Source organism: Alcanivorax sp. (assembly GCF_014762765.1).
Lineage (GTDB): Bacteria > Pseudomonadota > Gammaproteobacteria > Pseudomonadales > Alcanivoracaceae > Alcanivorax.
Map to the genome: position 1 here is coordinate 11,049 of NZ_JABURH010000017.1, position 24,815 is coordinate 35,863.

The 24,815-nt window shown below is 58.0% G+C and carries 26 protein-coding genes; 15 read left to right on the forward strand and 11 right to left on the reverse strand.

The window, feature by feature from the left end; translation table 11 throughout:
* A partial coding sequence (locus tag HUJ17_RS00590) for a VIT domain-containing protein (protein ID WP_290508882.1) occupies nucleotides 1–983 on the reverse strand: 983 nt, incomplete at its 3' end.
* Nucleotides 984–1,357: 374 nt separating this feature from the next.
* On the opposite strand from HUJ17_RS00590, the gene HUJ17_RS00595 reads away from it, so the two are divergent.
* The gene (locus HUJ17_RS00595; protein ID WP_290508883.1) at nucleotides 1,358–2,503 is read left to right on the forward strand and encodes a choice-of-anchor P family protein; all 1,146 of its coding nucleotides are present in this window, start codon (nucleotides 1,358–1,360) and stop codon (nucleotides 2,501–2,503) included.
* A gap of 35 nt (nucleotides 2,504–2,538) precedes the next feature.
* Here HUJ17_RS00595 and HUJ17_RS00600 read toward each other — a convergent pair whose 3' ends face one another.
* Complete coding sequence (locus tag HUJ17_RS00600) at nucleotides 2,539–2,922, reverse strand: hypothetical protein (RefSeq protein WP_290508884.1); 384 nt, start codon at nucleotides 2,920–2,922, stop codon at nucleotides 2,539–2,541.
* A gap of 444 nt (nucleotides 2,923–3,366) precedes the next feature.
* Between HUJ17_RS00600 and HUJ17_RS00605 the strand changes: the two genes are divergently transcribed.
* Complete coding sequence (locus HUJ17_RS00605; RefSeq protein ID WP_290508885.1) at nucleotides 3,367–4,515, forward strand: hypothetical protein; 1,149 nt, start codon at nucleotides 3,367–3,369, stop codon at nucleotides 4,513–4,515.
* 32 nt (nucleotides 4,516–4,547) lie between these two features.
* Here the strand turns inward: HUJ17_RS00605 and HUJ17_RS00610 are convergent, their stop codons facing one another.
* Together HUJ17_RS00610 and HUJ17_RS00615 are read right to left on the reverse strand one after the other, a co-directional pair.
* A complete protein-coding gene (locus HUJ17_RS00610; protein WP_290508886.1) occupies nucleotides 4,548–5,036 on the reverse strand; it encodes a hypothetical protein in 489 nt (162 codons plus the stop codon).
* A 132-nt stretch (nucleotides 5,037–5,168) separates the two neighbouring features.
* The gene (locus HUJ17_RS00615) at nucleotides 5,169–5,654 is read right to left on the reverse strand and encodes a YajQ family cyclic di-GMP-binding protein (protein WP_290508887.1); all 486 of its coding nucleotides are present in this window, start codon (nucleotides 5,652–5,654) and stop codon (nucleotides 5,169–5,171) included.
* Nucleotides 5,655–5,851: 197 nt separating this feature from the next.
* On the opposite strand from HUJ17_RS00615, the gene HUJ17_RS00620 reads away from it, so the two are divergent.
* Nucleotides 5,852–6,811: a hypothetical protein gene (locus tag HUJ17_RS00620; protein ID WP_290508888.1), complete on the forward strand. Its 960-nt coding sequence runs from the start codon at nucleotides 5,852–5,854 to the stop codon at nucleotides 6,809–6,811.
* Nucleotides 6,812–6,825: 14 nt separating this feature from the next.
* Nucleotides 6,826–7,092, forward strand: coding sequence for a hypothetical protein (locus HUJ17_RS00625; RefSeq protein ID WP_290508889.1), 267 nt, complete (start codon nucleotides 6,826–6,828; stop codon nucleotides 7,090–7,092).
* 199 nt (nucleotides 7,093–7,291) lie between these two features.
* On the opposite strand, the gene HUJ17_RS00630 is transcribed toward HUJ17_RS00625, so the two are convergent.
* The gene (locus HUJ17_RS00630) at nucleotides 7,292–8,488 is read right to left on the reverse strand and encodes a GGDEF domain-containing protein (protein WP_290508890.1); all 1,197 of its coding nucleotides are present in this window, start codon (nucleotides 8,486–8,488) and stop codon (nucleotides 7,292–7,294) included.
* A 472-nt stretch (nucleotides 8,489–8,960) separates the two neighbouring features.
* On the opposite strand from HUJ17_RS00630, the gene HUJ17_RS00635 reads away from it, so the two are divergent.
* The gene (locus HUJ17_RS00635) at nucleotides 8,961–10,244 is read left to right on the forward strand and encodes an aminotransferase class I/II-fold pyridoxal phosphate-dependent enzyme (protein ID WP_290508891.1); all 1,284 of its coding nucleotides are present in this window, start codon (nucleotides 8,961–8,963) and stop codon (nucleotides 10,242–10,244) included.
* A 286-nt stretch (nucleotides 10,245–10,530) separates the two neighbouring features.
* Nucleotides 10,531–11,940 carry an aldehyde dehydrogenase gene (locus tag HUJ17_RS00640; protein ID WP_290508892.1) on the forward strand — a complete coding sequence of 470 codons (1,410 nt, stop codon included), beginning with the start codon at nucleotides 10,531–10,533 and terminating at the stop codon, nucleotides 11,938–11,940.
* A 56-nt stretch (nucleotides 11,941–11,996) separates the two neighbouring features.
* Here HUJ17_RS00640 and HUJ17_RS00645 read toward each other — a convergent pair whose 3' ends face one another.
* Nucleotides 11,997–13,268, reverse strand: a complete 1,272-nt coding sequence (locus HUJ17_RS00645; RefSeq protein WP_290508893.1) for an AarF/ABC1/UbiB kinase family protein — start codon at nucleotides 13,266–13,268, stop codon at nucleotides 11,997–11,999.
* A 277-nt stretch (nucleotides 13,269–13,545) separates the two neighbouring features.
* On the opposite strand from HUJ17_RS00645, the gene katG reads away from it, so the two are divergent.
* Both katG and HUJ17_RS00655 read left to right on the forward strand, forming a co-directional pair.
* Entirely contained in the window at nucleotides 13,546–15,714 is a 2,169-nt protein-coding gene (gene katG / locus HUJ17_RS00650; protein ID WP_290508894.1) for a catalase/peroxidase HPI, read from the forward strand.
* 232 nt (nucleotides 15,715–15,946) lie between these two features.
* Nucleotides 15,947–16,522, forward strand: coding sequence for a CoA pyrophosphatase (locus HUJ17_RS00655; protein ID WP_290508895.1), 576 nt, complete (start codon nucleotides 15,947–15,949; stop codon nucleotides 16,520–16,522).
* Nucleotides 16,523–16,631: 109 nt separating this feature from the next.
* Here HUJ17_RS00655 and HUJ17_RS00660 read toward each other — a convergent pair whose 3' ends face one another.
* A complete protein-coding gene (locus HUJ17_RS00660; protein WP_035245969.1) occupies nucleotides 16,632–16,838 on the reverse strand; it encodes a cold-shock protein in 207 nt (68 codons plus the stop codon).
* Between the two features lie 281 nt (nucleotides 16,839–17,119).
* Here HUJ17_RS00660 and HUJ17_RS00665 point away from each other — a divergent pair, with 281 nt between their 5' ends.
* Nucleotides 17,120–17,722, forward strand: coding sequence for a lysophospholipid acyltransferase family protein (locus HUJ17_RS00665; RefSeq protein ID WP_290508896.1), 603 nt, complete (start codon nucleotides 17,120–17,122; stop codon nucleotides 17,720–17,722).
* A 121-nt stretch (nucleotides 17,723–17,843) separates the two neighbouring features.
* On the opposite strand, the gene HUJ17_RS00670 is transcribed toward HUJ17_RS00665, so the two are convergent.
* On the reverse strand, nucleotides 17,844–18,020 hold the full coding sequence (locus HUJ17_RS00670; protein ID WP_290508897.1) for a hypothetical protein: 177 nt from the start codon (nucleotides 18,018–18,020) through the stop codon (nucleotides 17,844–17,846).
* A 296-nt stretch (nucleotides 18,021–18,316) separates the two neighbouring features.
* Here HUJ17_RS00670 and HUJ17_RS00675 point away from each other — a divergent pair, with 296 nt between their 5' ends.
* Both HUJ17_RS00675 and HUJ17_RS00680 read left to right on the forward strand, forming a co-directional pair.
* Entirely contained in the window at nucleotides 18,317–18,751 is a 435-nt protein-coding gene (locus tag HUJ17_RS00675) for a tetratricopeptide repeat protein (protein ID WP_290508898.1), read from the forward strand.
* Between the two features lie 219 nt (nucleotides 18,752–18,970).
* Nucleotides 18,971–19,057, forward strand: a complete 87-nt coding sequence (locus HUJ17_RS00680; protein ID WP_231483447.1) for a YHYH domain-containing protein — start codon at nucleotides 18,971–18,973, stop codon at nucleotides 19,055–19,057.
* Nucleotides 19,058–19,124: 67 nt separating this feature from the next.
* On the opposite strand, the gene HUJ17_RS00685 is transcribed toward HUJ17_RS00680, so the two are convergent.
* Nucleotides 19,125–19,616 (reverse strand): hypothetical protein, encoded by a 492-nt coding sequence (locus tag HUJ17_RS00685; RefSeq protein WP_290508899.1) that lies wholly within the window; start codon nucleotides 19,614–19,616, stop codon nucleotides 19,125–19,127.
* Nucleotides 19,617–19,916: 300 nt separating this feature from the next.
* Between HUJ17_RS00685 and HUJ17_RS00690 the strand changes: the two genes are divergently transcribed.
* The 3 genes from HUJ17_RS00690 (at nucleotide 19,917) to HUJ17_RS00700 (ending at nucleotide 22,178) form a co-directional block, all read left to right on the forward strand.
* Nucleotides 19,917–20,660, forward strand: a complete 744-nt coding sequence (locus HUJ17_RS00690) for an AraC family transcriptional regulator (RefSeq protein WP_290508900.1) — start codon at nucleotides 19,917–19,919, stop codon at nucleotides 20,658–20,660.
* A 116-nt stretch (nucleotides 20,661–20,776) separates the two neighbouring features.
* Complete coding sequence (locus HUJ17_RS00695) at nucleotides 20,777–21,694, forward strand: alpha/beta hydrolase (RefSeq protein ID WP_290508901.1); 918 nt, start codon at nucleotides 20,777–20,779, stop codon at nucleotides 21,692–21,694.
* A gap of 16 nt (nucleotides 21,695–21,710) precedes the next feature.
* Nucleotides 21,711–22,178 (forward strand): hypothetical protein, encoded by a 468-nt coding sequence (locus HUJ17_RS00700; RefSeq protein WP_290508902.1) that lies wholly within the window; start codon nucleotides 21,711–21,713, stop codon nucleotides 22,176–22,178.
* Between the two features lie 13 nt (nucleotides 22,179–22,191).
* Here HUJ17_RS00700 and HUJ17_RS00705 read toward each other — a convergent pair whose 3' ends face one another.
* Nucleotides 22,192–22,410 (reverse strand): hypothetical protein, encoded by a 219-nt coding sequence (locus tag HUJ17_RS00705; RefSeq protein WP_290508903.1) that lies wholly within the window; start codon nucleotides 22,408–22,410, stop codon nucleotides 22,192–22,194.
* On the opposite strand from HUJ17_RS00705, the gene HUJ17_RS00710 reads away from it, so the two are divergent.
* Nucleotides 22,403–23,560 carry a lipase family protein gene (locus HUJ17_RS00710; RefSeq protein WP_290508904.1) on the forward strand — a complete coding sequence of 386 codons (1,158 nt, stop codon included), beginning with the start codon at nucleotides 22,403–22,405 and terminating at the stop codon, nucleotides 23,558–23,560. The genes HUJ17_RS00705 and HUJ17_RS00710 overlap by 8 nt on opposite strands.
* A 33-nt stretch (nucleotides 23,561–23,593) precedes the next feature.
* Here the strand turns inward: HUJ17_RS00710 and HUJ17_RS00715 are convergent.
* A partial coding sequence (locus tag HUJ17_RS00715; RefSeq protein WP_366470868.1) for a low temperature requirement protein A occupies nucleotides 23,594–24,815 on the reverse strand: 1,222 nt, incomplete at its 5' end.

Sequence of the window (24,815 nt, forward strand, 5' to 3'; positions counted from 1 at the left end):
CTCATGGAGCCGGAAATATCCAGTACGAACACCCAGTCGCTGCCGGTGGTGATTGGCGGCAGGTCGTCACCGGGAGTGATGCTGAGCATAAAGGTGCCGCGTTCTTTCCCCGGCGCCTTGTAGGCCACCAGATCCACACTGCCTGGCAGGTCCTGCTGGTGGCGCCAGTAGACAACGATGTCCTGATCCAGGGTGAAGGCATTGGCCGGCTGGCCATTGGTGGCCGGGGGAGCGAAGTTGTCGCTTTCGTTGTTCGCTTCTTCTTTGCTGCTGGCGGTTGCTGTGCGGTTATCCAGCGTTACCTGCCATTGCTGTGGGCCCAGTTTCTGGATCTGTGCCTGGGGATGCTTGGGCAGGCGCAGGGCATCCACCGGGTAGCCGCTACGCAGGTTAAGAGTAAAGCTGAAGTGTTCTTCCACGCTCTCGTTGGCGGTCCAGAATGCCAGCTTCTTCTCGTCCACACCGCCTTCTTCCAGCGGGTACACATAGCGACCGATGCCGGTATCCATAAAGGCCGGTTGCATGTAGACCAGCCGCACCCGGGTGTCCTGGCCGGCGCGTACCGGCTGCACCAGTACATCAAAGGCCTTGTAGCTGTCTTTCTCGGTGAGGCCCGCCTCGCGGCCGGCGGCTTTTTCCTGTTCGTAGACCCGGCGGGCCTGCTGTTTTTCCAGCACTTCGCCGATTACCGGCTTGCCGTCGATCCACACGGTGAACTCGGCCACGGTGCCGCGCTCGGGAACCGGGAAGCGGTAGTAGGCTTCCAGATCCTGATCATTGGGATTATGGAAGACCTGTTCCACTTCAGTGATGGCATAGCCGTCTTCCACATCCACGGTGACATGCTGTTCGCGGATCTGTAGTGGTGGCAGGCTGCTGTTGGCCGGGGTCATCAATCCGGCGGCCAGGGCCGGGGTGGTCATGCTGCCCAGCAGCAGGACCAGGCCGGCAAACAAACGGGTGAATCCGTTCCTGAAACCCATGGTGGTTCTCCTTGTTATCGATCACAGGAACAGTTGTAGAGCATGGGACATGAATTGTTAAACGGTGTTCATTAACAATTCATGTCACGGGGTGTTCAATAGGAAATACTGGCCTGTGCCTGGGCATGCCCAGCAACAAGGTGCGGTTTCACAGGCCTGTTTTTCATAGGGTTTTATCGCTTTTGGGATGTGATTTGCTGCGTCGGGTGCGAATTTGTTGTGGTTGTGAAAAACCGGGATGCAGGCGACAGATTTTGCGCGCTTAATAAAGCTCTTCAGGACCGCTGGTGCCCTTATCCCTGTGCCCACCCTGGTCCGCTTTGTTCGCGCGTTGCGATCGTCTTGGGAAACTGTCCTGTCCCTGGAGGTGCAACATGCGACGCTTACTATTGCTCTATTACTCCCGACTGTTTCTCCCTGTTCTCACGGCCTGCCTGCTGTTGGCTCCGCTGGCTGAAGCCAAGGGGCCCCCACCGGGCAAAGGTGGTGGGGGTGGCGATGCGGTCACTACCACCTACAGTGGTGAAGCCACAGCCGTGGACATCACTTTGAAAACGTTTCTGCTCGGGGAGACCCGGGTTGTCCTCAACAATACCGGCATGCTGGATGCCAGTGGCGGGATGCGAGAGAAGGGTATCAGCGCGGTGGCGGAGACCGGCCTGGTCAATGTGGGGGCCGACATCCTTTCCGCGTCAGTGGTCGGTAGTGGTGACATGACCCACGCACAATCCACCGTAGTGGGGCTGGATGTGTCAGTGCTTGGGTTGTTGACGGTATCGGCAGCGGTGCTGGAGGCTCAGGCACAAACCCTTTGTATTGATCAGGACGTGGTAACGTCCGGGTCGTCGCGGCTTGTGGGGTTACGCATCAATGGCTACGACATTCAGGTGTCCGGCCACCCCAACCAGACCGTGGAGATTCCCGGGCTGGCCAGTGTGGTGATTAATGAACAGATCATTGATCAGAACACCGTTGTTACCAATGCTCTGCATATTTCCTTGCTGGATAACCATCTGCTTTACGGTGCCATCAGTGCGGATGTAGTGATCAGCCACGCCCGCGCCGGTATCACTTGCGGCGATACGTTTGTCTGCCCGGTTAAGGATTTTGTTACCGGTGGCGGTCAGCTGGATGTGGCCGGCGGCAGATTGTCGTTCGGTATGGTGGGTGGTCTGAAAGCTAACGGCCTGAGCGGTCATTTCAATGGCGTGGACCATCGCAGCGGCGGCCCGCATATTCGTGCTCACGAGTTGAGTGATTATGTGCTGGTGGATGCTCTTACCCGGCGCCTGGATTATGTGTGCGATGGAACGGGTAACAGCCTGTGCCGGGTTACCGTTACCGACGCGGGTGAGCCGGGCAGATCGGATCACTTTGCCATCATGTCCGGCGGTTATGCGGAGTCGGGGCTGCTTTCACGGGGCAATTTGCAACTGCACAAGCCAGGTCAGTGTGCTGCCCAGGATGATGGCGGTGGCAAAGGCGGCGGAAATGGTGGAGGGAAAGGCAAGAAGAAATGACGATTGGCACGGTTCCGGCAATCGCCGGAACCGTGCTATTCCGCAATGATCATCAAGGTGACCTCGTCCGCTTTCTGAAGTGTCTGCTTGCCATTGCGTAGCAACAGGGAAGCGGATTCACCGTGACAATCCGGCGTGTCGCTGGCGGGAATAAAATCAGCCTGCGCCTGGCTGATATGACCATCGCCATCGCGGACTTGCAATGAATAATCCATGCTGCGCGGCCCTCGCAGGCAAAGCTGATCTGCCCGGTATTGTCGTGATTCAGTGGCCTGCATCTGTGACAGGCCCTCTACCTTGAACGACGGCGGAATAATCAGCGTAATCCTGGCCCTGGCCGAGTCACTGACCGAGGCTGCCTGGCTGCTACTCCAGACCACCATCATGGCAGCGATCCATGCTGCCTTTGCCTTAAACATGATTCCTCCCGGAAGGAACTGCGTCACACCTTCCTGTATGCATGGTGGCGCTTTTTTCGCCACATCTACCAGCAGAAAATGACTTAACGGTTCTTTCACGGCATTTATAGAACGGCGTTCAGTCTGTTTTTATAGCTGTTTTTAATAATGAAAACAGGCATCTGCGATACCGGTATGACGGGCTGTTGCCGCCTGTCGCCCGATAACTGGTTATAAAAACAGCTCTTCATAAAGACAGCGATTGTGCTTTTGATGGTAATTACGGTGCTATCTGTAAATTGCAGGCAGGACTGTGATGCTTGTGTAAAGCCTATGGTGTAATCCATGTCTTACTTTTGCTGACGTCATTGTCTTACCCGGCATTGCAGGGATGCGCACGGCGGGTTTTTACCAACCTGCTACATTCCTCCCTCGCTGATGAATTGACGGATAGGGGCACCAAGGATGGATTGCAGCAGATCAGTAAAAAGTAGCTATCTGGCATTGATGATTAGCATGCTGGTCGCCTGCGGTGGCGGCGGCGGAAGCAGTGGGGAGCAGTCATCAAATTCGCCTGATAACAGTGATGAGAACGGAGAGTTTGCAGCACTTGAAACAGTGGCAGCCTCCACACTGGATAGTGAAGAAACGGTTGTGCTTCTGGCTCCCGGATCCTTGATGGATGAAACCTATATGCCGTTCACCCGTTTGATGGCCAATCTGAATGTGGCTCTGGAAGTGGATATGACAGGGGCTAACCGAGTTGATCAGGGCCATGCCTGCGAAGGTGGCGGTGAATATGTAGTAATGCAGCGTTCTGACCAGGATGTGGCCTCACCCTTTTCCGGTGCCTTGCATGATGTGATCAAGACCGAGGACAAGAACTGTTTTTCCAGTGACACGTTTTCAGGGGCTGGCCACGCGGATGGCGTGCGCCGTGTGGGTTATCCGGTTTCTGGTATTGGCAGCGGAAACTTTCTGTCTGAAACCGACTTTATCGGGTTTGAGCAATCAGGCACATCACTGGAATCCCCTTTTTCTGTGTCGCAATCATTTGAAGGAGAGACAGTGATATTTTCCCGCTACTGGTATGGGTTTATGCATCTGCGCCGCGATTCAGACGACCAGGCCTACGGCGGTGCCGGTGGCGAACTGGAACAGTATTCGGTGGTGGGAAGTACGGCGATAGATAGTGATGGCAGTGCTACCGGGATCACCCAGTTCGGAGACAATGAGCAGGAACGGTTCTGGCTGGAATACGATATAAACGGTGATATGACGTTCGAGGAAGGGCATATCGAACGCTATCAAGGCCGTTATGGTTACAGCATTGCCGGTGTGCTACCGAAGAGTTGCCCGCAGGGAGCTTTCCATGCGGAAACGAATCAGGATTTGTATGTAAAGCAAGTTGCGGAGGGCGAAGGGCTGCTGGATAGGGAAGACGAAGTCACCAGCGGGTCGTTAGTAATGACGGATGATGCCGGCAATCAGGCAACCGTCAGTTATGACGCCGGAGCGAAAACGCTGACGGTGACACTGAATGAAAGTGCCCCGAAAGCGTTTACCTACCAGCAAATTGAAACCCTTATGACACAACGTTGCGGAGGCTTTTAAGAATAACGGAGCCTCGTTTTTCTCTGGCCAGCTTAGCGCTGCAAGTGTTTTCGGGTTTGCTCAATCAGTGCGGAAAAATCCGGCTTGGCGATGATCGCCAGTATCAAGCTGAAGATGCCGTTCAAAATGGCAAGGTGCGCATCAGCTTGCATCAGGCAGAAGGCAATCACGATCATGGCAACCGCATCGAGAAGCCCCAGCAGCAGGAACATGCTGGTCTGAACCTTAATGACGGCCTCCTCATCAGCGCTGGTCGGTGTGGTGCCTTGCAAGGGGCGCTTCGCGATGGCTGTCGGGCTCAGCAGCAGATTGCGCAGCGGTCTGGCCACCACCAGCATCAGTGCCATGGCGCCAAGCGCTCCCATACGCAGGGTTTCCTCGGGTAGCAGATCCATGGGCGCCTGATACTGGCCGAACCAGATCATCAGGGCGATGGCGATACCGATCATCATGGGAGCAGCGAGCACGGTGAACCAGAGCAGGTTGAGGCGTGGCACTGCCGGGTGCGAAGCAACGGACATGATGTCTCCTTATTATTGTTATTGATCCTTGGGCTCCCGAGCCTTTTCCCAGCCCCTGTAGGAGCTATGCTTGCATGGCGAACATCCCCAGGGCCGAATTCGCCATGCAAGCATAGCTCCTACAATTGGCTCTTAATCCCGGAAGTTATTGAACTGTAGTGGCGTTTCAATCTTCGATTCGCGCAGCAGAGCCATCACCGCCTGCAGGTCATCACGCTTCTTGCCGTTCACGCGTACCTGGTCACCTTGAATGGAGGCCTGCACTTTGAGCTTACTGTCCTTGATCATCTTGACGATCTGCTTGCCGAGGGGCTGTTCGATGCCCTGGCGGAAGGTCAGTGTCAGTGAAAAGGTCTTGCCGCTGTGCTCGGGCTTTTCCGGGCGGTCGGCGCCGGCAACGCTGATGCCCTGTTTGACCGCAGCCTTGGCGAACAACTCCTCCAGCTGTTGCACCTGAAAGTCCGACTGGGTTTTCAGGGTCACGTCCAGGCCATTCTGCTCAATGCTGGCCTCGACGCCACGGAAGTCAAAACGGTTGGCGAGTTCGCGGTTGGCGTTATCCACCGCGTGGCGCAGGGCCACTTCATCAATTTCAGAGACGATATCGAAAGAAGGCATGGTAAGTCCGCACGCATATTCTGTTGTAGGAAGGGGGCGATTATAGTCTTTTTTGATCCGCGAGTGGGCCCTGCGGGGTGCGCCGCCGATAGCCGCCGGTAAATTGGTACGCTTGCCTCATATGCAATAAATGCCTCAATGGTTAGAGTGTGAGCGCACACCGGAGTGTGCTTACTCAACCCTGCCAGGAGGCAAACATGTCACTAAAAGAACGGTTGTCTGCGGACAACCTGCTGGATTCTCTCCCGGTTTCCCGGGATCTTCTCACCCGCCTGGGCGTACTCGGTGCCCAGGTCTCCCGCAAAATCGCCATCGACCAGGTCACCGTAGAAGACGGTACGCTCAATAACCTGCGCGTGGAAAAAGTCACCCTGGGCAGTGCCAGTATCGGCAACCTGCACGTGGAAAATACCCAGGCCTCGGTGGATAGCGCCAAAGCGGTGCTGAATCAGGTGCGCACCATCGTAGAGCTGGGCTTCCGGCTGAACTGGAAAATTGACCTGGGCTGGCTCGGCAGCTGGGATGGCAGCGAGGATATGGGCAGCCTGGATATCCCGGTGGATCTGGGCACCATCACGGTGCCGGACCTGGGCAATATCGACCTGCAGATTCCGGCCATTGATATTCCCGGCCTGGTAGCGCAGATGAAACCCATCGACCAGCTCAACCTGGGCAATCTGGATCTGTCCGGCATTCGCCTGGACAAACTGGGCCTGCCCAGCGCCGGGTTGTCCGTGTCTGGTATGGGCATCGGTGAGCTGTCGCTCAGTTCCCTGTCGGTGCCGGGCGCCAACGGTGAAGCTCTGCGTGTGAATCGGGCGGCTCCTACCGAGCAGCTCGTTCTGCCCGGCGCCAGCCTGGAAAACATCAGCATCCCGTCCGTGACGATGCCGGCGGCCACCAGCCAGGCGTTCAATGTTGACGCTACCGCCTCGGATAAATCCCTGGGCGTGGATCTGGGCATTCTCAAGGTGAGCATTGCAGTCACCCCCACGGTGCATCTGAACGTGGGCAGCATGACGCTCAGTGATGCCAAACTCGGTGCCACTCTGGGCAAGGTGTCGCTCAATGACATCAGCCTGCCTGTGGCAATGGAAGGTATCAGCGGCGGTGAGCTGGGTCTGAACAGCATCAGCGTCAATAAACTCACATTCTGAACAGGGAGGTTGTCATGACATTGAGCCACAAGGAATTCGAAAAACGCTGGGAACAGGCCCACCGCAAACAGCACATCACACAGAAGAAGTCGTCAATTGCTCCGCTGGTGCATCTGTCGGTACTGACGATTCTGGATAACTACATGCGCCAGCTGCACAAGGCGGTGGACGGTCACGCCCTCAGTAAAGAAGAGTGCGACGCGGTCTGTGAAAAAATCGCCGAGCTGAAACCACTGGCGAAAAAGGCGGATGCCAAGGCGGCGAAATATCTGAAGGTTTGACCCTCGGTTTTTTTATTTTCGTTGTTCCTGCCGTCACCGGGTCTGCGCACTTTGCAGCCCGGTGACAACCCGGTAGGGCCGAAGAAAGCCTGTCTTGTTCAGGGACATTTCGGCCATGCCGCTTCAGCCCGCTGTGCACCTCAACCTGAATGTCCGGGATCTGGGAGTGTCGGTTACCCTTGCGATAAAAGTGCCGGCGTCAGCCGTTGGCGGCCAGGCTTTGTTCCCGGGCGGCAATCACCTTGTTGCGTCCACCATGCTTGGCGGCATAGAGGGCCGTGTCGGCAGACTTGAGCAGGCCGTTCATGTCCTGGATGTCATTGTAGGGGTAACAGGCGACGCCAAAGCTGGCGGTGACACGCAGGGTCGTGCCGTTGCAGGGAATTTCCACCGCCTCGATTCTGGCGCGAAGGCGCTCGGCTACCTTGATGGCGTTTTCCAGCGGTGTGGCGGGTAGCAGAATGGCAAACTCCTCGCCGCCATAACGGCCTACCTCGTCATACTGGCGGGCATTATCCATCATGATTTCCGATACCTTAACCAGTACTGCATCGCCGGCATCGTGGCCGTGGGTGTCATTAATGCCCTTGAAATGATCGATATCCAGCATGATGCACGATAGCTGCGAGGTGGGCGTGCGCCGGGTGCGGTTGAGCTCGCTTTCGCCTCGTTCGATAAACGAGCGCCGGTTGGTAAGCCGGGTCAGGCCGTCCACCGTGGACATTTCCCGATAGAGGTCTTCCCGGTTGCTCCAGCGCTCGGTGGCGACCAATCCGATGTAAAGAATGAGCAGCAGGGTCACCGCCAGTACGGACTGGAACACAAACCAAAACATTACCGGGCTACCATCCGCCTGGTAAGGGGGGCGGGCAAACAAGGGGGCATGGGTAAAGCCGCCGTTCAGGTACAGAAAGATAAACACGGCCAGCGCGATACAGACCAGGCCGTAGGCCTGCTTGAGCTTGTGGATACTGGCCAGCGGGGACGCAATGTTGACTCCCAGCAATAACAGCAGCAGCCCGGCGGTGAATTGGGTGCCGGTAAGCCAGCTACTGATCAGACAGACCAGGGCATAGGAGAAGATGATCACGCTTTCCATCAGTGACCAGCTGGATTTGCGCTGGCGCCGATAACGGGCGGCCAGCAGGAAGCTGCCCAGCAGCAGGGCGTGTAAGGCAAAAAGGCTGAACAGGGCCTTTACCACCGGCGGGTTCACCCAGTCCGGGGCAATCAGTGCAACACCCGCTAGCCACAGGCTCAGAGCCACCGGGCAGATCATCACCAGTCCGGCCAGCAGAACCATACGATCAATGTGCGGCCAGTCCAGCGGGTTTGACAGCCAGCTATGGCGTTCGGCGCCGCCGGGGCGGGCGGCAAGCGGTTTGGTTGTGGTCATGGTGTCCCCCTTTTCCTGTTGTTTTTGTGTGGGAGTGCCTTCAGGGGCGCGGCCTTTCCAGAGCCACGCAGGGGCGGCCCGATGGACAGCCGGGAAAACCGGAGATGACGCATTGTTTGGTTATAGGTACGGGCTGGTCATTAAGCAACCACCTGTAAGGGTGGACTGCTTAACGGTGGAAAAACCGGCATGAAGGCGTTTCATGAGGTACGTGGGTGCAATTTGGGGACGACGATTGCCCCTGTCCATTGAGCTCCTCAAGCATGACTTTGCTCCTGCGCCGTCCAACCGAAAGCCCTGCAAAGTGAAATACCACAAGGACTGTCGTGCTGTGGATGCGACTTGGCGGCGACCGGCTGATGTTCCGGAGTGACAGTGCGTTTTGCTTGTGCCTCTGGCTGTGCTTTATGGTCGAAGTATGATCGCGTAACACGGTCAAAATGACTCGCGCCAATCCGCAGGGAGAGCCGCCATGCCGTTCCACCCCGATGTACACCTCAACTTGAATGTCCGTGGTCTGGGGGTGTCTGCTACCCTGGCCATCAACGAGCGCAGTAATGCCTTGCGCCAGCAGGGGCGGCAGGTCTACAAGCTGGGGTTGGGCCAGTCACCCTTTCCGGTGCCGGCCTCCGTGGTCAGCGCATTGCGCGAGTTTGCCGGCGAGAAGGATTATCTGCCGGTAAAAGGGCTGCCGGCGCTGCAGGAAGCCATTGCCAGTCATCTGCACCGCGAGCAAGATGTGCCCTTCCGGGCCGAAGACATCATGATCGGGCCGGGCTCCAAGGAGCTCATGTTTATCCTGCAACTGGTCTACTACGGCGACCTGGTGATTCCCACGCCGAGCTGGGTCTCCTATGCACCCCAGGCCAGTATCATCGGTCGCCGTGTTCACTGGGTGCCCACCCATGGACACAACAACTGGAAACTCAGCGCGAAAAGTCTGGATGCGTTGTGCCAGCGTGACCCCGGCCGGCCCCGCCTGGTGATCCTCAATTATCCGGCCAACCCTCACGGTTACACCTTCACCGACGATGAGTTGCGTGACATTGCCGACGTAGCCCGTTACCACCGGCTGATTCTGCTCAGTGACGAAATCTACGGGCGCACCCGCTACGACGGCCAGCACCGTTCCATTGCCCGCTATTACCCGGAAGGCACCATCATCAGCGATGGCCTGAGCAAATGGTGTGGCGCCGGTGGTTGGCGGCTGGGCGCCTTTGCATTTCCTCCCAACCTGTCCTGGCTACGCGATGCCATGGCCACCGTGGCCAGCGAAACCTATACCTCGGTGTCCGCGCCTATTCAGCATGCGGCGGTAAGTGCCTTTCAGGGTGGTGCCGATATGGACGATTACCTGTCCCAGTGCCGTCGCATTCTCCAGGGGCTGGCCAGGTTTCAGGTGGATGCCTACGAACAGGCCGGGCTGGATCTGGCCATGCCCGATGGCGGTTTTTATCTGTTCCCGGATTTCACGCCGTTGGCGGAGCGCTTGCATCAGCGAGGCCTTCACGACAGCACCGCCCTGTGTGAAGCACTACTGGAAGAAACCGGTGTGGCCACTCTGCCCGGCGAAGCCTTTGGGCGCCCTGCAGGGGAACTGAGCTTGCGGCAGGCCTTTGTGGACTTCGATGGTCAGGCAGCACTGGATGGCGCGGCAATGGTGCCGCCAGAGCAGTCACTGGGTGAGGATTTCCTGCGCCAGTATTGTGGCAGCTGCACCACCGCTATGGATCGTATCGTCGATTGGTTGGGGTAACGTTTTCTCTTTCCGTTGGCGTTATGCTCGCATGGTGAACCGGTTTGCTCTGATCGCCTTTGGCGGTTCGCCATGCAAGCATAGCTGCTACAAAAAATCAGAAGGTATATATAGCAGAGGGACATGTATTTCCCGTTTGTTTAATTGAGAGGGAAAATAGTTTTTTTGCCACTTTCTGATTTTTTTGGTCAGGTCATTTCCCCGCTTTTTGTAGAGCCGGGGCGCCACCCATGGAACACTCGTTTTCCCAACCCTTGCGGTTAAACGAATAACGAGGAGGTGCGCCATGGGTGCGGTATTGGACAGTGAAAATCTGAAGCAGTCACAAAGCTGGGCTGGCGCAGCCGTGGATCGACAGCGCCGTTTTTTTGAAACCGGGGCCACTCGCAGTTATGACTTTCGCGTGCGTCAGCTGACCAAGCTGAAAGACGCCATTGTTCAGTATCAGGAAGAGATTCAGGAGGCGCTCAAGGTAGATATTGGCCGCCCGCCCTTCGAGGCCTATATCGAGATCACTACAGCGATCGAAGATCTCAAGCACACCCTCAAACACCTGAAAAGCTGGATGAAGCCAAAAAAAGTCGGCACATCAATGTGGGCCCAGCCAGGTCGTAGCCGCATCGAGTCCACCCCCCAGGGTGTGACCTTTTTGATGGGGCCGTACAACTACCCCTTCCTGTTGCTGGTGCAGCCTCTGATCGGTTCTATCGCGGCGGGTAACACGGCCATTCTCAAGCCGTCATCACTGAACCCCACCGTGGCGAATGTGATTGAGAAAATGATGAAGGAATGCTTCAGCGATGAATATGTGGCGGTATTCAAGGGCAGCACCGAAGTGACCAATGTGCTGCTGGAAGAGCGCTTTGATCATATTTTCTTTACCGGCAGTCCCCGTGTCGGCCGTATCGTCATGGCGGCAGCAGCGAAGCATCTCACCAAGGTCACTCTGGAGCTGGGCGGCAAGAGCCCGACCATCGTGCACAAGGATGCCAACCTGAAAGTGGCGGCGCGGCGGATTATCGCCGGCAAGATGCTCAACGTGGGGCAGACCTGTATCGCGCCGGACCATGTTCATGTCCATGCGGATATCCGCGATGCCTTTGAAAAGGAAATGGTGAAGACGCTACGGGAGTTTTATGGGGATGCGTCGAGCCAGAACCCGGACCTGGGCCGTATGATCAACGACCGGCATTTCCAACGGGTGGCCGCGCTGATCGATAAGGCTCGAGTGCTGGTGGGTGGCCAGACCGATGCGGGACAGCGTTATATTGCGCCGACGCTGTTGAAAGATATCTCCATGGACGATGCCATCATGCAGGAAGAAATCTTCGGGCCAGTGCTACCCATGTTGACCTACCAAAGCCTGGAAGAGCTGATCGGCAACCTGAAGAAATTGCCGGAATATCCGTTGGCGTTGTATCTGTTTACCAATAGTGATCAGGTGGAGCGCCAGGTGCTGGATAACACCCGGTTCGGTGGCGGCTGTATCAACAATACCGTGATGCATGTGGCCAACCCGAACCTGCCATTTGGTGGTGTGGGGGAAAGCGGTATGGGTGCCTATCACGGCAAGAACTCGTTCGATGCCTTCTCCCACAAGCGCAGCATTCTCAAGGCCACCACGCTGTTCGACATCAAGTTCCGTTATGCGCCCTACAAGGACAAGGTGAACCTGATCAAGAAGATGATCAAGTAACATTGGCGGCGTTTTGGTGCACCGAGTCGGAGGTGAACTGGACCATGGCGCTCGACTTAACGAGCGCTGAAGCCGCCCCAGGAAAACGGAATCTGATAGCGGGTCATCAGTCCGCCCACGGTGATCAGCACCCGCACCATGGCCACGAAGGAATCCGGCATCACCAGTCTCAATCGGCGGAATTCATCCAGCAGGGTGCGCAGGTTATCCGCCAGGGTGGCATCGGTATCCTGGCGGGCGGAGACCAGTGCTGCGGACAGCTTCTCCAGTCGCTCTTCAGTAAGCCCGCCAAAACCGGCGGCTTCGAACAGCGGTAGCAGCGGTCCGTCGCCCATGCCCAGCAATCGCATCAGCAGCGCGGTGTAATGCTGGCGATCCTCCGCGGCCACATGCTCCACGGCACCGAAATCCAGCACCGCCAGATCGCCGTCCGGGGTCACGATAAAGTTGCCCGGGTGCGGGTCCGCATGGAACAGACCGAACTCCAGCACCTGTTGCATCATGCTGGCCTGCAACCGCTCCAGCAGGGGAATGGCCTGCGCTTCATCATCTCGCAACACGATGGAAAGGCTTTTCCCCTCGATCCACTCCGTCACCAGCATCTGCGCACTGCACAGGGTCGGGTAGACCCGCGGTACCTTGATGCCTGGCAGGTGCGGCAGTTCGCTGAATTCCTGCATGTGGGCCATTTCCAGGCGGAAATCCAGCTCCCGTTCGGTGGTGGTGATCAGCTGGTTGATGATCTGCTCCACATCCACTTCGCGCAGCAGTGGTTTCAGTGCCTTGGCGAGCAATCGCAGGGCGGCGGCATCTTCAGAGAACTCCTGGCTGACCCTGGGCTGCTGCAGCTTCACTGCTACCTCGGCACCGGATTTCAGGGTGGCGTTATGGACCTGGGCGATGGAAGCAGCGGCCATGGGGATGATGTTGAAGGCACTGAAGGAATCCGCCCAGTCGTGGCCCAGCTGGGCCTTCAGCCATGGCTGAATGTCATCGAAATGAGCTTTCGGTGCGTTTTCTCGCAGATGGGCAAAGGCGTCGATATAGGGCGCGGGCAGCAGATCCGGCCGGCAGCTGAGAAACTGGGCAAACTTGATCCAGGCGCCGCCGTTATCACGGAACAGGGTAGCCAGGCTGGCGGCGACTTCCTCGTGGAGGGGCTGCAGGGCCTGTTCGTCGCTACTACCCAGTATCTTGCGGTGTTTCCATACCACTTTCTGCAGGCTGGCGGCGGTGGCCAGCACCCGCTTGTAGCGGCCACGGGCGTTCCACAGCATGCGCGTGGTCTCGCCGAGAGTCTGGGGCTGGTCGGGCGTGGTCGATTCCATGAGGATCCGTTTGCCAATGCGATGCTGGCAGCATAGCAAAGGTGATGTCTTCCTGTGTGGGAAATCAGAAATCGCGGGTATATCTTTGTATACCCAAGATTTATATCGGAGCGAGTGAAACAGGTAAGGCCAGCAAATGAATTTCCCGTGAAGAGATGAGCGACGTTTAATAAAAACTATCGTCGTATTTGGCAAACTAAACTGGCCAAGATGACCTCTAAAGGACTACAACTAAATATCAAAGACGCCGAACCCACCCACAAGGAAGGAGAGCGCTATGACAGACAGTAAATGCCCGATTAATCACGCGGCAGGTGGCGGCACCACGAACCAGGACTGGTGGCCCAACCAGCTACGCCTGGATCTCCTCAATCAGCATTCTTCCAAGTCCAACCCCATGGATGAGGACTTCGATTACGCCAAAGCTTTCAGCAGTCTTGATCTTGATGCAGTGAAAAAAGATCTGGATGCGCTGATGACAGATTCCCAGGACTGGTGGCCGGCCGATTTCGGTCATTATGGTGGTCTGTTTATCCGCATGGCCTGGCACAGTGCCGGCACCTACCGTATCGGCGATGGCCGGGGCGGCGGCGGTCGTGGTCAGCAGCGTTTTGCACCACTGAACAGCTGGCCGGACAACGTGAACCTGGACAAGGCCCGCCGTCTGCTGTGGCCGATCAAACAGAAATACGGGCGCAATATTTCCTGGGCGGACCTGATGATCCTGGCCGGCAACGTGGCTCTGGAATCTATGGGTTTCAAGACCTTCGGCTTTGCCGGTGGCCGGGAAGACACCTGGGAGCCGGATCTGGATGTGTACTGGGGCGCCGAGAAAGGCTGGCTGGATGGTGACAAACGTTACTCCGGTAAGCGCGACCTGGAAAATCCCCTGGCAGCGGTACAGATGGGCCTGATCTATGTGAACCCGGAAGGCCCGGACGGCAATCCGGATCCGAAGGCTGCGGCGCATGATATCCGCGAAACTTTTTCCCGCATGGCCATGGATGACGAAGAAACCGTGGCACTGATTGCTGGTGGTCACACCTTTGGTAAGGCTCATGGTGCGGGTGACCCGGACAAGATCGGCCCCGATCCGGAAGCCGCAGGCCTGGCGGAACAGGGCATGGGCTGGCACAACCCGGTGGGCACCGGCAAGGGCGACGACACCATGGGCGGCGGCCCGGAAGTGACCTGGAGCCAGACTCCCACCCAGTGGAGTAACTACTTCTTCGAAAACCTGTTTGGCTACGAGTGGGAACTGACCACCAGCCCGGCGGGGGCCAAGCAGTGGGTGGCCAAGGATGCGGATGAAGTCATTCCTTACGCCCAGGATAAAACCAAAAAGCACAAGCCGATGATGCTGACCACGGACCTGTCGCTGCGTTTTGATCCGGACTACGAAAAGATTTCCCGTCGCTTCTACGAGAACCCGGAGGAATTCGCCGAGGTATTCGCCCGTGCCTGGTTCAAGCTCACCCACCGTGACATGGGTCCCCGTGTCCGCTACCTGGGTCCGGAAGTCCCCAGCGAAGAGCTGATCTGGCAGGACCCGGTGCCGCCGGTGGATCACGAGCTGGTCAGTGATCAGGACGTTGCCGCACTCAAGGGCAAGATCCTGGAGAGTGGATTGTCCGTGTCCGAACTGGTGTCTACCGCCTGGGCCTCTGCCTCCACCTTCCGTGGCGGCGACAAGCGTGGCGGCGCCAACGGTGCGCGCATTCGTCTGGCCCCGCAGAAGGACTGGGAAGTGAACCAGCCGCAGCAACTGGCCAAGGTGCTGAAGACTCTGGAAGGCATCCAGAGCGACTTCAACAGCGGCAACAAGACGATCTCCCTGGCAGACCTGATCGTACTGGCCGGGGGTGTGGGTATCGAGAAGGCGGCGAAAGAGGCCGGCCACGATGTGACCGTACCCTTCCATCCGGGACGGACCGATGCCACTGAGGAGCAGACCGATGTGGCCTCCTTCGAGCCCCTGGAGCCTGCAGCGGATGGTTTCCGCAACTACCAGAAAGGCAAGTTCAGCATCGGTGCGGAACACCTGTTGGTGGACCGGGCCCAGCTGCTCACGCTGACGGCGCCGGAGATGACCGCACTGGTGGGCGGCCTGCGTGTACTGGGCGCCAATCACGACGGCAGCCAGCACGGTGTGTTCACCGACAAGCCGGGTACCCTGAGCAACGACTTCTTCGTCAACCTGCTCGATATGGGTACGGAGTGGAAAGCCACTTCCAGTGACGAAGAAGCGTTCGAAGGACGCGATCGCGACAGTGGCCAGGTGAAATGGACCGGCACACGGGTGGATCTGGTGTTCGGTTCCAACTCGGTCCTGCGTGCCCTGGCCGAAGTGTATGCTTGTGCCGATGGCCAGGAGAAACTGGTCAACGACTTCGTGGCCGCCTGGACCAAGGTGATGGAGCTGGATCGTTTTGATCTGAAGAAGTAATCCATCGCTGTCAGTCAAAAAACGGTGCGCGGGAAACGGCGCACCGTTTTTTGTGTCTGCTTGTCAGGAAAAGACGGCCATCCCCGGTTTCTCACCGGGATGCAGTAACCGGTAGGCGCGTCGCTGGCGGCGCGATGCTACATGTTGCCAACCGCGCCGCCAGCGACGCGCCTACAACAAGCCCGGGTTCCTGATGTTATTCTTCGGGGAGTCATTGCTACCGTGAGCTGTTATGCCATCCCTGAGCTGGCTACAGAAATATCGCCCCCACAAGTTGCCGTTCCGGCGCCATGTCACCCGGGCCTCGGTGGCGCTGATTTATCGTGGGCCCCGCGAGCGCGATGGTGAGCTGTTGTTTATTCAGCGGGCCCGCCGCGATGGTGACCCCTGGTCCGGGGATATGGCGTTTCCCGGCGGGCGTCTGGAGCCAGGTGACACCTCCAGTCGGCACACCGCCATGCGCGAAACCCTGGAAGAAACCGGGCTGGATCTGTTTCGTCAGGGGGAGTATCAGGCGAGGCTGTCGGATCTGCTGACCCGGCATCACAGTCGCTGGAGTCCCATGGTGGTGACGCCACACGTATTCGCCTGGCGTGGCGATAACGCCATGTCGCTGAACCATGAGGCGCAACGGGGCATCTGGATTCCGCTGGATTACCTGAGTAATCCGGCACACCGTTCCACGCTGCAAATTCGCACGCCACTGGGAAGAATGACGTTCCCCTGTTGCCGTTATCAGGGCTACTGCATCTGGGGCTTGAGCTACAGCATGCTGCAGGAGTTTCTGGGAAAGCGCGGGGCGGGATAAGGCAAGTGCGATGATGGTGGGGCGACAGGGCTGATCTGACTGGATGATGTTACATAAAAAAAGGGCGCCTCCCGAAGGAGGCGCCCTTTTTTATAACTGGAACGATCGCTTACAGAGCGACGATGTTCTCAGCCTGAGGACCTTTCTGACCTTGAGTCATGGTGAACTCAACTTGCTGGCCTTCGGCCAGGGTCTTGAAGCCAGAGCCGGTGATGGCGCTGAAATGTGCGAACACATCCGGACCACCTTCCTGCTCGATAAAACCAAAACCTTTAGCTTCGTTGAACCACTTAACGGTACCTTTCACTGTAGACATAATACTAATCCTGAAAATAATGATGTAAATCGCCGGTTAGGGCGTGTGTAGCTGAAAAACGGAACTTGGACTTGTGGACTGCAGGACGAGTTATACGAATAAAACAGCGAAATGTAGTACTTGATTCAAGCGTGATTTTTTAGCTATTGGCAACGTTACAGAGGTTGCCCGCCTCTGTCCAGCTAAATATTGCTACCGACAGTCGGTTCGGTCTGGAACACAGCCGCCGGGGCAGGGGAGGAATCCGATATACTCCCGCTTTGTCATAGCGGAGCACAGTAATGAGTGAGCAAACGGAAGGCGGTAAACGCCGGGCACCACTGGGCCAACTGATCGCCCGGGCCATGCTGCGCCTCACCGGCTGGCAGGCAGGACCGTTTCCGGATATCCAGCGGGCAGTGATCGCCGGCGGCCCGCATACCTCCAACTGGGATGGGGTGCTGGCCCTGGTCAGCCGCTCGGCATTGCAGCAGGACGTGAACGTGATGATCAAGCACAGCCTGTTCAAGGGCCCGCTGGGCTGGCTGCTGCACAAGCTTGGCGCCATGCCCATTGAGCGCGGCAAGGCCGGCGGCATGGTCGAGCAAACCGTGGCGCAATTCCGCCAGCGTGACAAACTGCTGATCGCCGTCACCCCGGAAGGCACCCGCAGCAACGCCGAGCAATGGAAGCTGGGCTTCTACCACATCGCCAAGCAGGCCAACGTGCCGATCATCCTGGCCCTGGCGGACTACAAGGCGAAGACCTTCACCTTTCCGGTGGTCATTTACCCCAGCGACGACATGGAAGCTGACCTGCAGAAGATCTATGCCCACTTCGCCAGCGCAACGCCGCGGCATCCGGAGAAACTGTCGGGGCCGGTGCTGGAGCATTACGGGAAGTAGGAGAAAGAGGGGGGGTAGTCGACCTGCTGGCGACGCCCCTCCCCAATTTGCTGTAAGGGCGTCACCTGCAGGCAGGCTCATGAAGCGGGGCTTTCCCGTAAGCCTGGTTGTGTGCCGAGGTTCAGCTGATGTTCTCGAATATCTTGTACTTTCGCGTTGTGGCCACTAGCACCAGGCCGACGGTATACAAAATCCAGATCCCATAAGTCTCGATCTCGGCCTCCTGACCAGCCTTTGTGGTAAGAGAGACGAGCATCGCCATGGCAATCAGCCCCCACCCGATCAAATACACTTTCATAAGAATCCCTTCTCTAAATGAGGAGTATGACTATTCCGGAATGTTACATTGTTCAATGTTTGGGTTTCTAAATGTAAAGTCTGTAAGGGTCGGGATCAATTGTCATGCCCCGGGAGTTTGTAAAATATGACAGGCGGTGAGGTGACGGTTGAGTGTCCCTTGCGGCAATACCTTGAGAGAGATAAAGGTGGCTTCGAATTGCAGTACCCGGAGCGCAGCCGGATAGTTCGAGGGCTCAGTGCAGTACCAGGGCCTGCTTCCCGTGTGGTTTCTTCTTCGTGATTGGTTGAGAGAGAATGATTAATACCAAAATATACAAGGCCGTTTACAGCTTGGCTGAAAAGCTGATGGAAGCTGCGAGAAAAGATGATCAAGCGGAGTTCGAGTCGCTTTACGGACAGCTGAAAACCATTTGCACCGATAACGACAACACCGACAAGGATCATCCCGAGCAGTGGGAAACGCTGGCTGACTTCACCGAAGATCTGGAGGCTGCGCTGGTGATCTACGAAAAAGCCCAGGCCAAAGCGCTGGCTATCAATGCCAAAGATCACCTCTCATCAATCGGCTTTTCCATGGCTAAATTGCAGGTAGATCTGGGGCAGAAAGAGGCTGCGATCAAGAGTCTTGAGAGTGCGCAAGTGAGTGCGAACAAGATTGAAGATAAGCAGCTTAAAGCGGAAATTGATGCGTTGCTTGAGAGTTTATTGGCTGGTCAGGAGGAACAATAAGGGGCGCAACGAGATGTGCCTTCCAGTTTCTTGCTCATTGTACGAAGGTTATGGGATTTGGGAGGATTTTCCAGGTTTCCGCTAGTAAATGGTTAAAGGCTGACATTCTGGTCAGTCATTGCCCCTGAAGGTTGTGCGATGCAGTATGGTCGAACTACAAAAAACCAAGGGAAGGTAATGACTATGAAGAAGGTAATGGCTGTAATTGCTCTTGTTATGATGGTTTCTGGTGCCGCGCTGGCCCACTCCGGTGGTACAGATGCTAACGGGTGCCATGCAGGTAAAAAACCATATCACTGCCACTGATTTTTGGTGCGCGATAGCTTCCTGGCTATCGCGCGATACTCCTACTTCCCCCGCCGTGATTGTCTGGTTACTGCGAGCCCTGCCGTTCCCGCGGAGCCTTTCGCGGTCGCCATATCTGTACGCCGCCCGGCACCAGGTACTCTGAGACGGTTCTGAACCAGAGCAGCCCCTTGATATTGCCATTAAGTCGGATCTTTCCCTGGCGCATGCCGACAAAGAAAAGTCGTTGATTATCCAGCAGCTGTATCAGGGTGGTTGCCCCATAGTCGGCATCCTGGAAGCGCACGGCAATATCACAGCGCTCACGTAAACCGGAACCGCTGCGAACGCGATTGGGGCTGAAATGAAACCAGCGAGCGATACGCCCGTCATGGGTGCGCCACACCATCATGATGTTGCGTCGTTGCAGGTCCTTGCGAAACGCCGGGTCGCGCCACGCCAGCCAGCGCAGCCGCAGGGCGACACAGAACAGGATCAGGCGGAAGGCCAGGTGTTGTTTTCTTCTGGCCAGCCAGGCACGGGTGCGCAAGCCGATGCGGTGTGGTGGGGCTGGTGGCATTCTTGTTCTGATGTTTATTGTGGTGAATGAACCTTAACAGTTGGAGTCGATGAGGCATACGTGTTGGTCAGGAAAGCTGACCACCTTGCACAGAGACATGGCAGAATTGAGATGCATTGCATTTGCCGGGTGATGGGTCACTAAGGCGCGCACTGTCGTGCTTGGATCAAGGAAAAGGCAACGGAAGCTGGTCGTCCAGCTCGGGAGCCCCCGGACCACCGTCTTTGAGCGGCGTAATGACGGTAAGGAATTGGCGTTCACCCCTTCTCTCGATTGAATAACAGCAGGATCGCCTGAGCCATGGAAAAAGACTGGAAACTGGATATCGTTTTTTCCGACAGTGTGGCCATATTTCGTGGGCATGTGGGTCCGAATAATCCGCACAGCCACTGGGCGTCGCAACTCACCATTGCCCTGGAAGGGGAGCTGGAATTTGAAGCCGGGAATTCCGGGCGGCGCCATGCCCGGGCTGTGTTCCTGTCGTCCAAGGTGAAGCACCGGTTATTTTCCGGTTATGTCTGTTCCATTTATTTTGATCCGTTAACCATCTCTCCGCTCAAGGCTCTGGGCCAGGCGAGCGGCAAGGATTGGCGGGTGTTGACGGAGGGTGAGCTGCCCGCGCCGCTGCGCGAGCTGTCGGCGAGCAGCGATCTGCATGCCCTGCTGGCTTCGGATCTGCTGGTGGGTGCGGAGTCGGACGCGGCGCTGGATCCCCGTTTTCGGGATATCGTGGATGCCATCACCACGCAGCTGCGCGCCGGTGAGGACCCGGACCGTGATGCGCTCGCAAAAAAGGCGAACCTGTCTCCCAGCCGTTTCTCCCACTGGTTCGTGGAGAAGGCAGGCATTCCCCTGCGCAGCTACAAAAAATGGCTCAAGCTGAGGATGGCCATGGATGCGCTGCTGGACGGGATCAATCCCATGGATGCGGCCATGCAGGCGGGTTTCAGTGATTTGCCGCATATGAGTCGAGCCTTCGCCGAGTCCTTCGGTCTGACCTACATGGACGCCCTGCACGCCTGGCAACAGGCTCATCAATCGTAGCTGTTTCGTTCAATACGCCTCCTGCCTTCATCGCTAGTCTTGCCCCATACGGTGACCGTGATCCTTGTGGAGAAACGGGTCGTCGCCATTACGCATGAGAAGGGGCAGGAACGCGCATGAAAGTCACAGAACGATTTGTCGATATCGAGGGGCATCGGCTGGCATGTTTGGCCGTCAATGAACACCTGGCGCAGCCCGGTGAACCCGCGGTGGTGTTCATCCATGGGGTGTTGGCGTCGGTGAACTTCTGGCGGGCTGCCCTGCCGGCGGACTACCGCGACAACCGCCCCTGGTATGCCTTGAGCCTGCCTGCCCATTCGCCCTCCACCGTGCCGGCGGATTTTCATCCGGATCAGGTCGATGACGACTGGTTCTACCGGATTATGAACGGCGCCCTGGAACAGCTACTGCAGGGCCGTAAGGCCATCGTGGTGGGTCACTCCACCGGAGGCTTCGTGGCCCTGAATCTGGCCATTCAGCACTCGCCCTTGCTGGCCGGTTTGGTCAGCATCGCGGGTTTTCACCGTGGCCAGTGGGGCGGAGTGGAAGGCCTGCTGGTGAAACTGGCTGCGCAGGGCCAGTGGGGGCGACCGTTGTTTGCGGCCAATATCGCCATTGCCCGGCATAGCCGCTATGTGCAGAAGACCTTTGCGAGTTTGTTGGCCCGCGATCGCAACGCCTTCCTGCGCCACCCCATGAGCCAGACCATGCTCGACAATATTCGCGCCGATACCCGGGCGCAGGATGCCCGGGCACTGTATTGCTTGTTCAATGGCATCAGCAGGTTGGAAATCGGCCATCGGCTCGATGCGATACGCGTGCCTTGCCATCTATTCGTGGGCACCCACGACCCGGTGGTGCCTGCGTCTCAGTCGGTACTACTGGCGGATCGTGTGCCCAGCGCACGCACGGAGGTGTTCTGGAATGTGGGCCACATGCCGTTCATGGAAAGCACGGAGCAATTTGGGCGTGCCCTGGATCGGGCCATTACCGCCATCACCCAACAATACAAGGCGGCGGCCGCCGCTGCCTGAGCCGAGGAGAGAGAGAATGAACTACCCCGAATATCAGGCCGACTTGCAGCGCATTCATGAATCCGAAGTGTACGGACAGGCAGTGTTTGATACCGCCGCCCGACTCACCCGCAACCCGGAGCGCAAGGCAAAATGGCTGGCACTGAAGGCGCTGGAAGCGCACACCCTGCAACGCTATCTGGATTACATGGCGAGCACCGGCCAGACGGTGTTGGAGCCTAAAGGCTGGGCAATGAAAGGCCGCGCGGAGGGGGCTGCTCTGGCCGTCATGCCCTGGCGTCTGGCCATGACCCTGGTGCGTAACGCCACGGGGCCCTTCCAGGAAAAGTTTCTGCGTCTGAAGACCCACGCGCAGAAGCAAGAGCAGGACTTCTTCGCCTATGTGTACGCCCATGAAAAAGCCATCGAAGCCTTTGCAAAAAAAGAGCTGGCCCGTGAGCCGGACAGCCTCAAGGGGGTGGAGAGCCTGTTGAGGGGCAAGTAGGCAAGGCCGGAGTTTATTGCTTTTCAAATCCCGTCATCGGTATTTTGTCTTGCAGGGCGATGCTGATGTCGATGTATGACGGATGCCGTGGCAAAGGGATGCAGGGGCAGGGAATCGACCGCAATAAATCAGGCTGACAGGGAAAAGTGGCAATGACTACCCCAGGAAAATCCAGGTTCAGGCCGTCCGGGCGTTGCAGGACAGCCCTGCTGTTGATGGGGGTCATGGCCATCAGCGTCATGCTGGCGGCAGGGCTTTATTTTGCCGCGGTGCCGCAGCAGCCTTCCGCCTTTTATCAGCCGCCACAACCGTTGCCAAAGGCGCTCCCCGGGAGCGTGATCCGGCAGGCACCCTCCCATGCCAGCTTGCCGGAAGGGGCCAGGGCCTGGCGGGTCATGTATCTGTCCACGGATGAACAAGGCAAGCCACTGGCGGTGACCGGTACCGTGGTTGCCCCGGACAAGCCGAGCAGCACGCCGCGACCGGTGGTGGCCTGGGCCCATGGCACCACCGGCATTCGCCCGGAGTGCGGTGTCAGCCATACCCGCGATCCGTATCAGCAGACCCCGGATGTGGCCGGCATGCTGGCGCAGGGGTGGGTGGTGGCGATTACCGACTATCCAGGTTTGGGCACGCCGGGCATCCATCCCTATATGGTAGGCAGAACCGCTGCCCATAGTGTGCTCGACATGGTGCGGGCCGCGCAGCAGATCCCGGAGAGTGGGGCGGGTTCGTCATTCGTGGTCTGGGGTGCGTCCCAGGGCGGCAACACCGCCTTCTGGGTGGGGCAGCTGGCCGCAGACTATGCCCCGGAACTCACCTTGAAAGGTGTCGCCGCCTCGGCGCCGGCGCTCAACCTGCGCGAGATCGCCGCCTATAACCATGACAAGCCAGCCGGCGGCATCTTCATGGGCATGGTGTTTGCCGCCTGGGATCAGGTGTATGCCGACGCGAGCCTGCAGGCCATTCTCAAACCGGATGCCGCCGACGCCTTCCAGCGGATGATCCGCCCCTGCTTCACCGCCCCGGCCGGTTTCCTGCCTGCACTGGCAGACCTGCGCACCCCGCAGGAGTATCTGGCCGTGGATATTCTTGCCACACCGCCCTGGCCTGGGCTGTTCGACCACAACCGCCCCGCCGGACCCATTGCGGTGCCCATGGTCATTGCCCACGGCACCGCAGACACTCTCATTCCCATTGCGCTAAGTGAGCGGGAAGTGAGCCGACGCTGCCGGCAGGGAGAGACCATTCACATGCTGCGCCTGCCCGGGGTCGGCCATGATGCTCGGGAAGACAGTGCCGACGCCCTGAGGGGCTGGGTGCGCGACCGGTTCCAGGAACGTGCCGCGCCGACCCGCTGTTCCGCGCAGAAGGATCAGTGAGCGCCTTGGTCCTGGTGTCTTGGCAGCAACATGCTATTGCCGCTCAAAATGCGGCATCTCACGTGCCGCCCGATAGAGCGGCACGGCAATTTGCGAGAACAGCGCCAGCCCCCAGAGCAGGTTGCCGATTATCGAGGGCACGAAAGGATGCACGGCCAGCACGACCAGGGCCATGACAATACCGAAAAGCCGCAGAGCCGGGCTGTGACCGCGGCAGGCATGGCTGTCCTCCGCCACGAGCCGCTGCAGTATCCATAGCGCGGCGAGAAAGACGGCGAGACCCACTGAACCGAGGGCGCCGTAGCCCGTCGGGTAGGGCTCCAGCAGACCGACATAGACTTCGCCGGCCAGCGCCACGCCAATCGTCACCGCGCTCCACAGGATGGTAATGTGCGCTAGCCAGTACCCCACCAGGACCCCGATGTCGCGGCTCTTCGGTTTGGCGTTGCCGGCGCTGTCGAAATAGACCCAGGCCAGCGCGAAGAGTGACAGGCCACCCATGGCCACATTGAAGAAGGTGCCGGCGCCGATCTTGTAGACCCCTTTGTCGGCCAGTGTCAGCACCAACTTGAAGAAGCCTTCCCCCAGCAGGATCAGCATCAGCAGGCCGAAGCGCTCAGAGATATGCCCGAGGCGCGGGACGAATCGGGCGAACCGCAGTGTCCCGATCCGCGGCAGCATGTACTGCAGCTGGATCAGCGCAACGCTGGCCCCGAACACCCAGTAGGCCAGCGGTTTGGGCAAAAACGCGGACAGCGCGAACAGCCCGGCCAGCACAAAGAAATTCCGTCCCTGCTCGTGTGCCAGCGTATCGCTGGCGTCGCCAACACAGCGCGCCCGCCAGTACAGATAGGCGGTGATCGTCCGGTTCAGGGCGTAGCCCAGCGCGAAATAGGTCCACCCCTTGCCGGTCACATCAGGAATGGCGGCGGCGATGAACATCATGGTGACGATCTGCAGCGCCATGGCGGCGCGATGGGGCATGTCCGTGGAGATATAGAGGGAGTTGTAGACGGAGCTGTCCGCCCAGGCATAGAAAATCGCCAGGAACAGCCCGGTAAATACCCAGAAGCCCTGCCAATCCATGTGGTGGGAGAGGTAGTTCCCCAGAATGAAGATCGTCACCACATGGATCAGATCGAAGAACAGCTCGACCCAATGCACATGATCGTGGGCGTCATCGGCATCCATGTAATGGCGTGGCCGCCGCCAGAGAGGGTCATTCGCTGCCATGGGCGACTCCTTGTGGGCGTTG

Coding starts and splice junctions, on each gene's coding strand:
- HUJ17_RS00660 (WP_035245969.1), bottom strand. CDS start 16,838: ATGTCTACAGTGAAAGGTACCGTTAAGTGGTTCAACGAAGCTAAAGGT.
- HUJ17_RS00640 (WP_290508892.1), top strand. CDS start 10,531: ATGGGTGCGGTATTGGACAGTGAAAATCTGAAGCAGTCACAAAGCTGG.
- HUJ17_RS00615 (WP_290508887.1), bottom strand. CDS start 5,654: ATGCCTTCTTTCGATATCGTCTCTGAAATTGATGAAGTGGCCCTGCGC.
- HUJ17_RS00610 (WP_290508886.1), bottom strand. CDS start 5,036: ATGTCCGTTGCTTCGCACCCGGCAGTGCCACGCCTCAACCTGCTCTGG.
- HUJ17_RS00690 (WP_290508900.1), top strand. CDS start 19,917: ATGGAAAAAGACTGGAAACTGGATATCGTTTTTTCCGACAGTGTGGCC.
- HUJ17_RS00600 (WP_290508884.1), bottom strand. CDS start 2,922: ATGTTTAAGGCAAAGGCAGCATGGATCGCTGCCATGATGGTGGTCTGG.
- HUJ17_RS00670 (WP_290508897.1), bottom strand. CDS start 18,020: ATGAAAGTGTATTTGATCGGGTGGGGGCTGATTGCCATGGCGATGCTC.
- HUJ17_RS00635 (WP_290508891.1), top strand. CDS start 8,961: ATGCCGTTCCACCCCGATGTACACCTCAACTTGAATGTCCGTGGTCTG.
- HUJ17_RS00665 (WP_290508896.1), top strand. CDS start 17,120: ATGAGTGAGCAAACGGAAGGCGGTAAACGCCGGGCACCACTGGGCCAA.
- HUJ17_RS00685 (WP_290508899.1), bottom strand. CDS start 19,616: ATGCCACCAGCCCCACCACACCGCATCGGCTTGCGCACCCGTGCCTGG.
- HUJ17_RS00700 (WP_290508902.1), top strand. CDS start 21,711: ATGAACTACCCCGAATATCAGGCCGACTTGCAGCGCATTCATGAATCC.
- HUJ17_RS00620 (WP_290508888.1), top strand. CDS start 5,852: ATGTCACTAAAAGAACGGTTGTCTGCGGACAACCTGCTGGATTCTCTC.
- HUJ17_RS00675 (WP_290508898.1), top strand. CDS start 18,317: ATGATTAATACCAAAATATACAAGGCCGTTTACAGCTTGGCTGAAAAG.
- HUJ17_RS00595 (WP_290508883.1), top strand. CDS start 1,358: ATGCGACGCTTACTATTGCTCTATTACTCCCGACTGTTTCTCCCTGTT.
- HUJ17_RS00645 (WP_290508893.1), bottom strand. CDS start 13,268: ATGGAATCGACCACGCCCGACCAGCCCCAGACTCTCGGCGAGACCACG.
- HUJ17_RS00605 (WP_290508885.1), top strand. CDS start 3,367: ATGGATTGCAGCAGATCAGTAAAAAGTAGCTATCTGGCATTGATGATT.
- HUJ17_RS00625 (WP_290508889.1), top strand. CDS start 6,826: ATGACATTGAGCCACAAGGAATTCGAAAAACGCTGGGAACAGGCCCAC.
- HUJ17_RS00710 (WP_290508904.1), top strand. CDS start 22,403: ATGGCCATCAGCGTCATGCTGGCGGCAGGGCTTTATTTTGCCGCGGTG.
- HUJ17_RS00705 (WP_290508903.1), bottom strand. CDS start 22,410: ATGGCCATGACCCCCATCAACAGCAGGGCTGTCCTGCAACGCCCGGAC.
- HUJ17_RS00680 (WP_231483447.1), top strand. CDS start 18,971: ATGGTTTCTGGTGCCGCGCTGGCCCACTCCGGTGGTACAGATGCTAAC.
- HUJ17_RS00630 (WP_290508890.1), bottom strand. CDS start 8,488: ATGACCACAACCAAACCGCTTGCCGCCCGCCCCGGCGGCGCCGAACGC.
- HUJ17_RS00655 (WP_290508895.1), top strand. CDS start 15,947: ATGCCATCCCTGAGCTGGCTACAGAAATATCGCCCCCACAAGTTGCCG.
- katG (WP_290508894.1), top strand. CDS start 13,546: ATGACAGACAGTAAATGCCCGATTAATCACGCGGCAGGTGGCGGCACC.
- HUJ17_RS00695 (WP_290508901.1), top strand. CDS start 20,777: ATGAAAGTCACAGAACGATTTGTCGATATCGAGGGGCATCGGCTGGCA.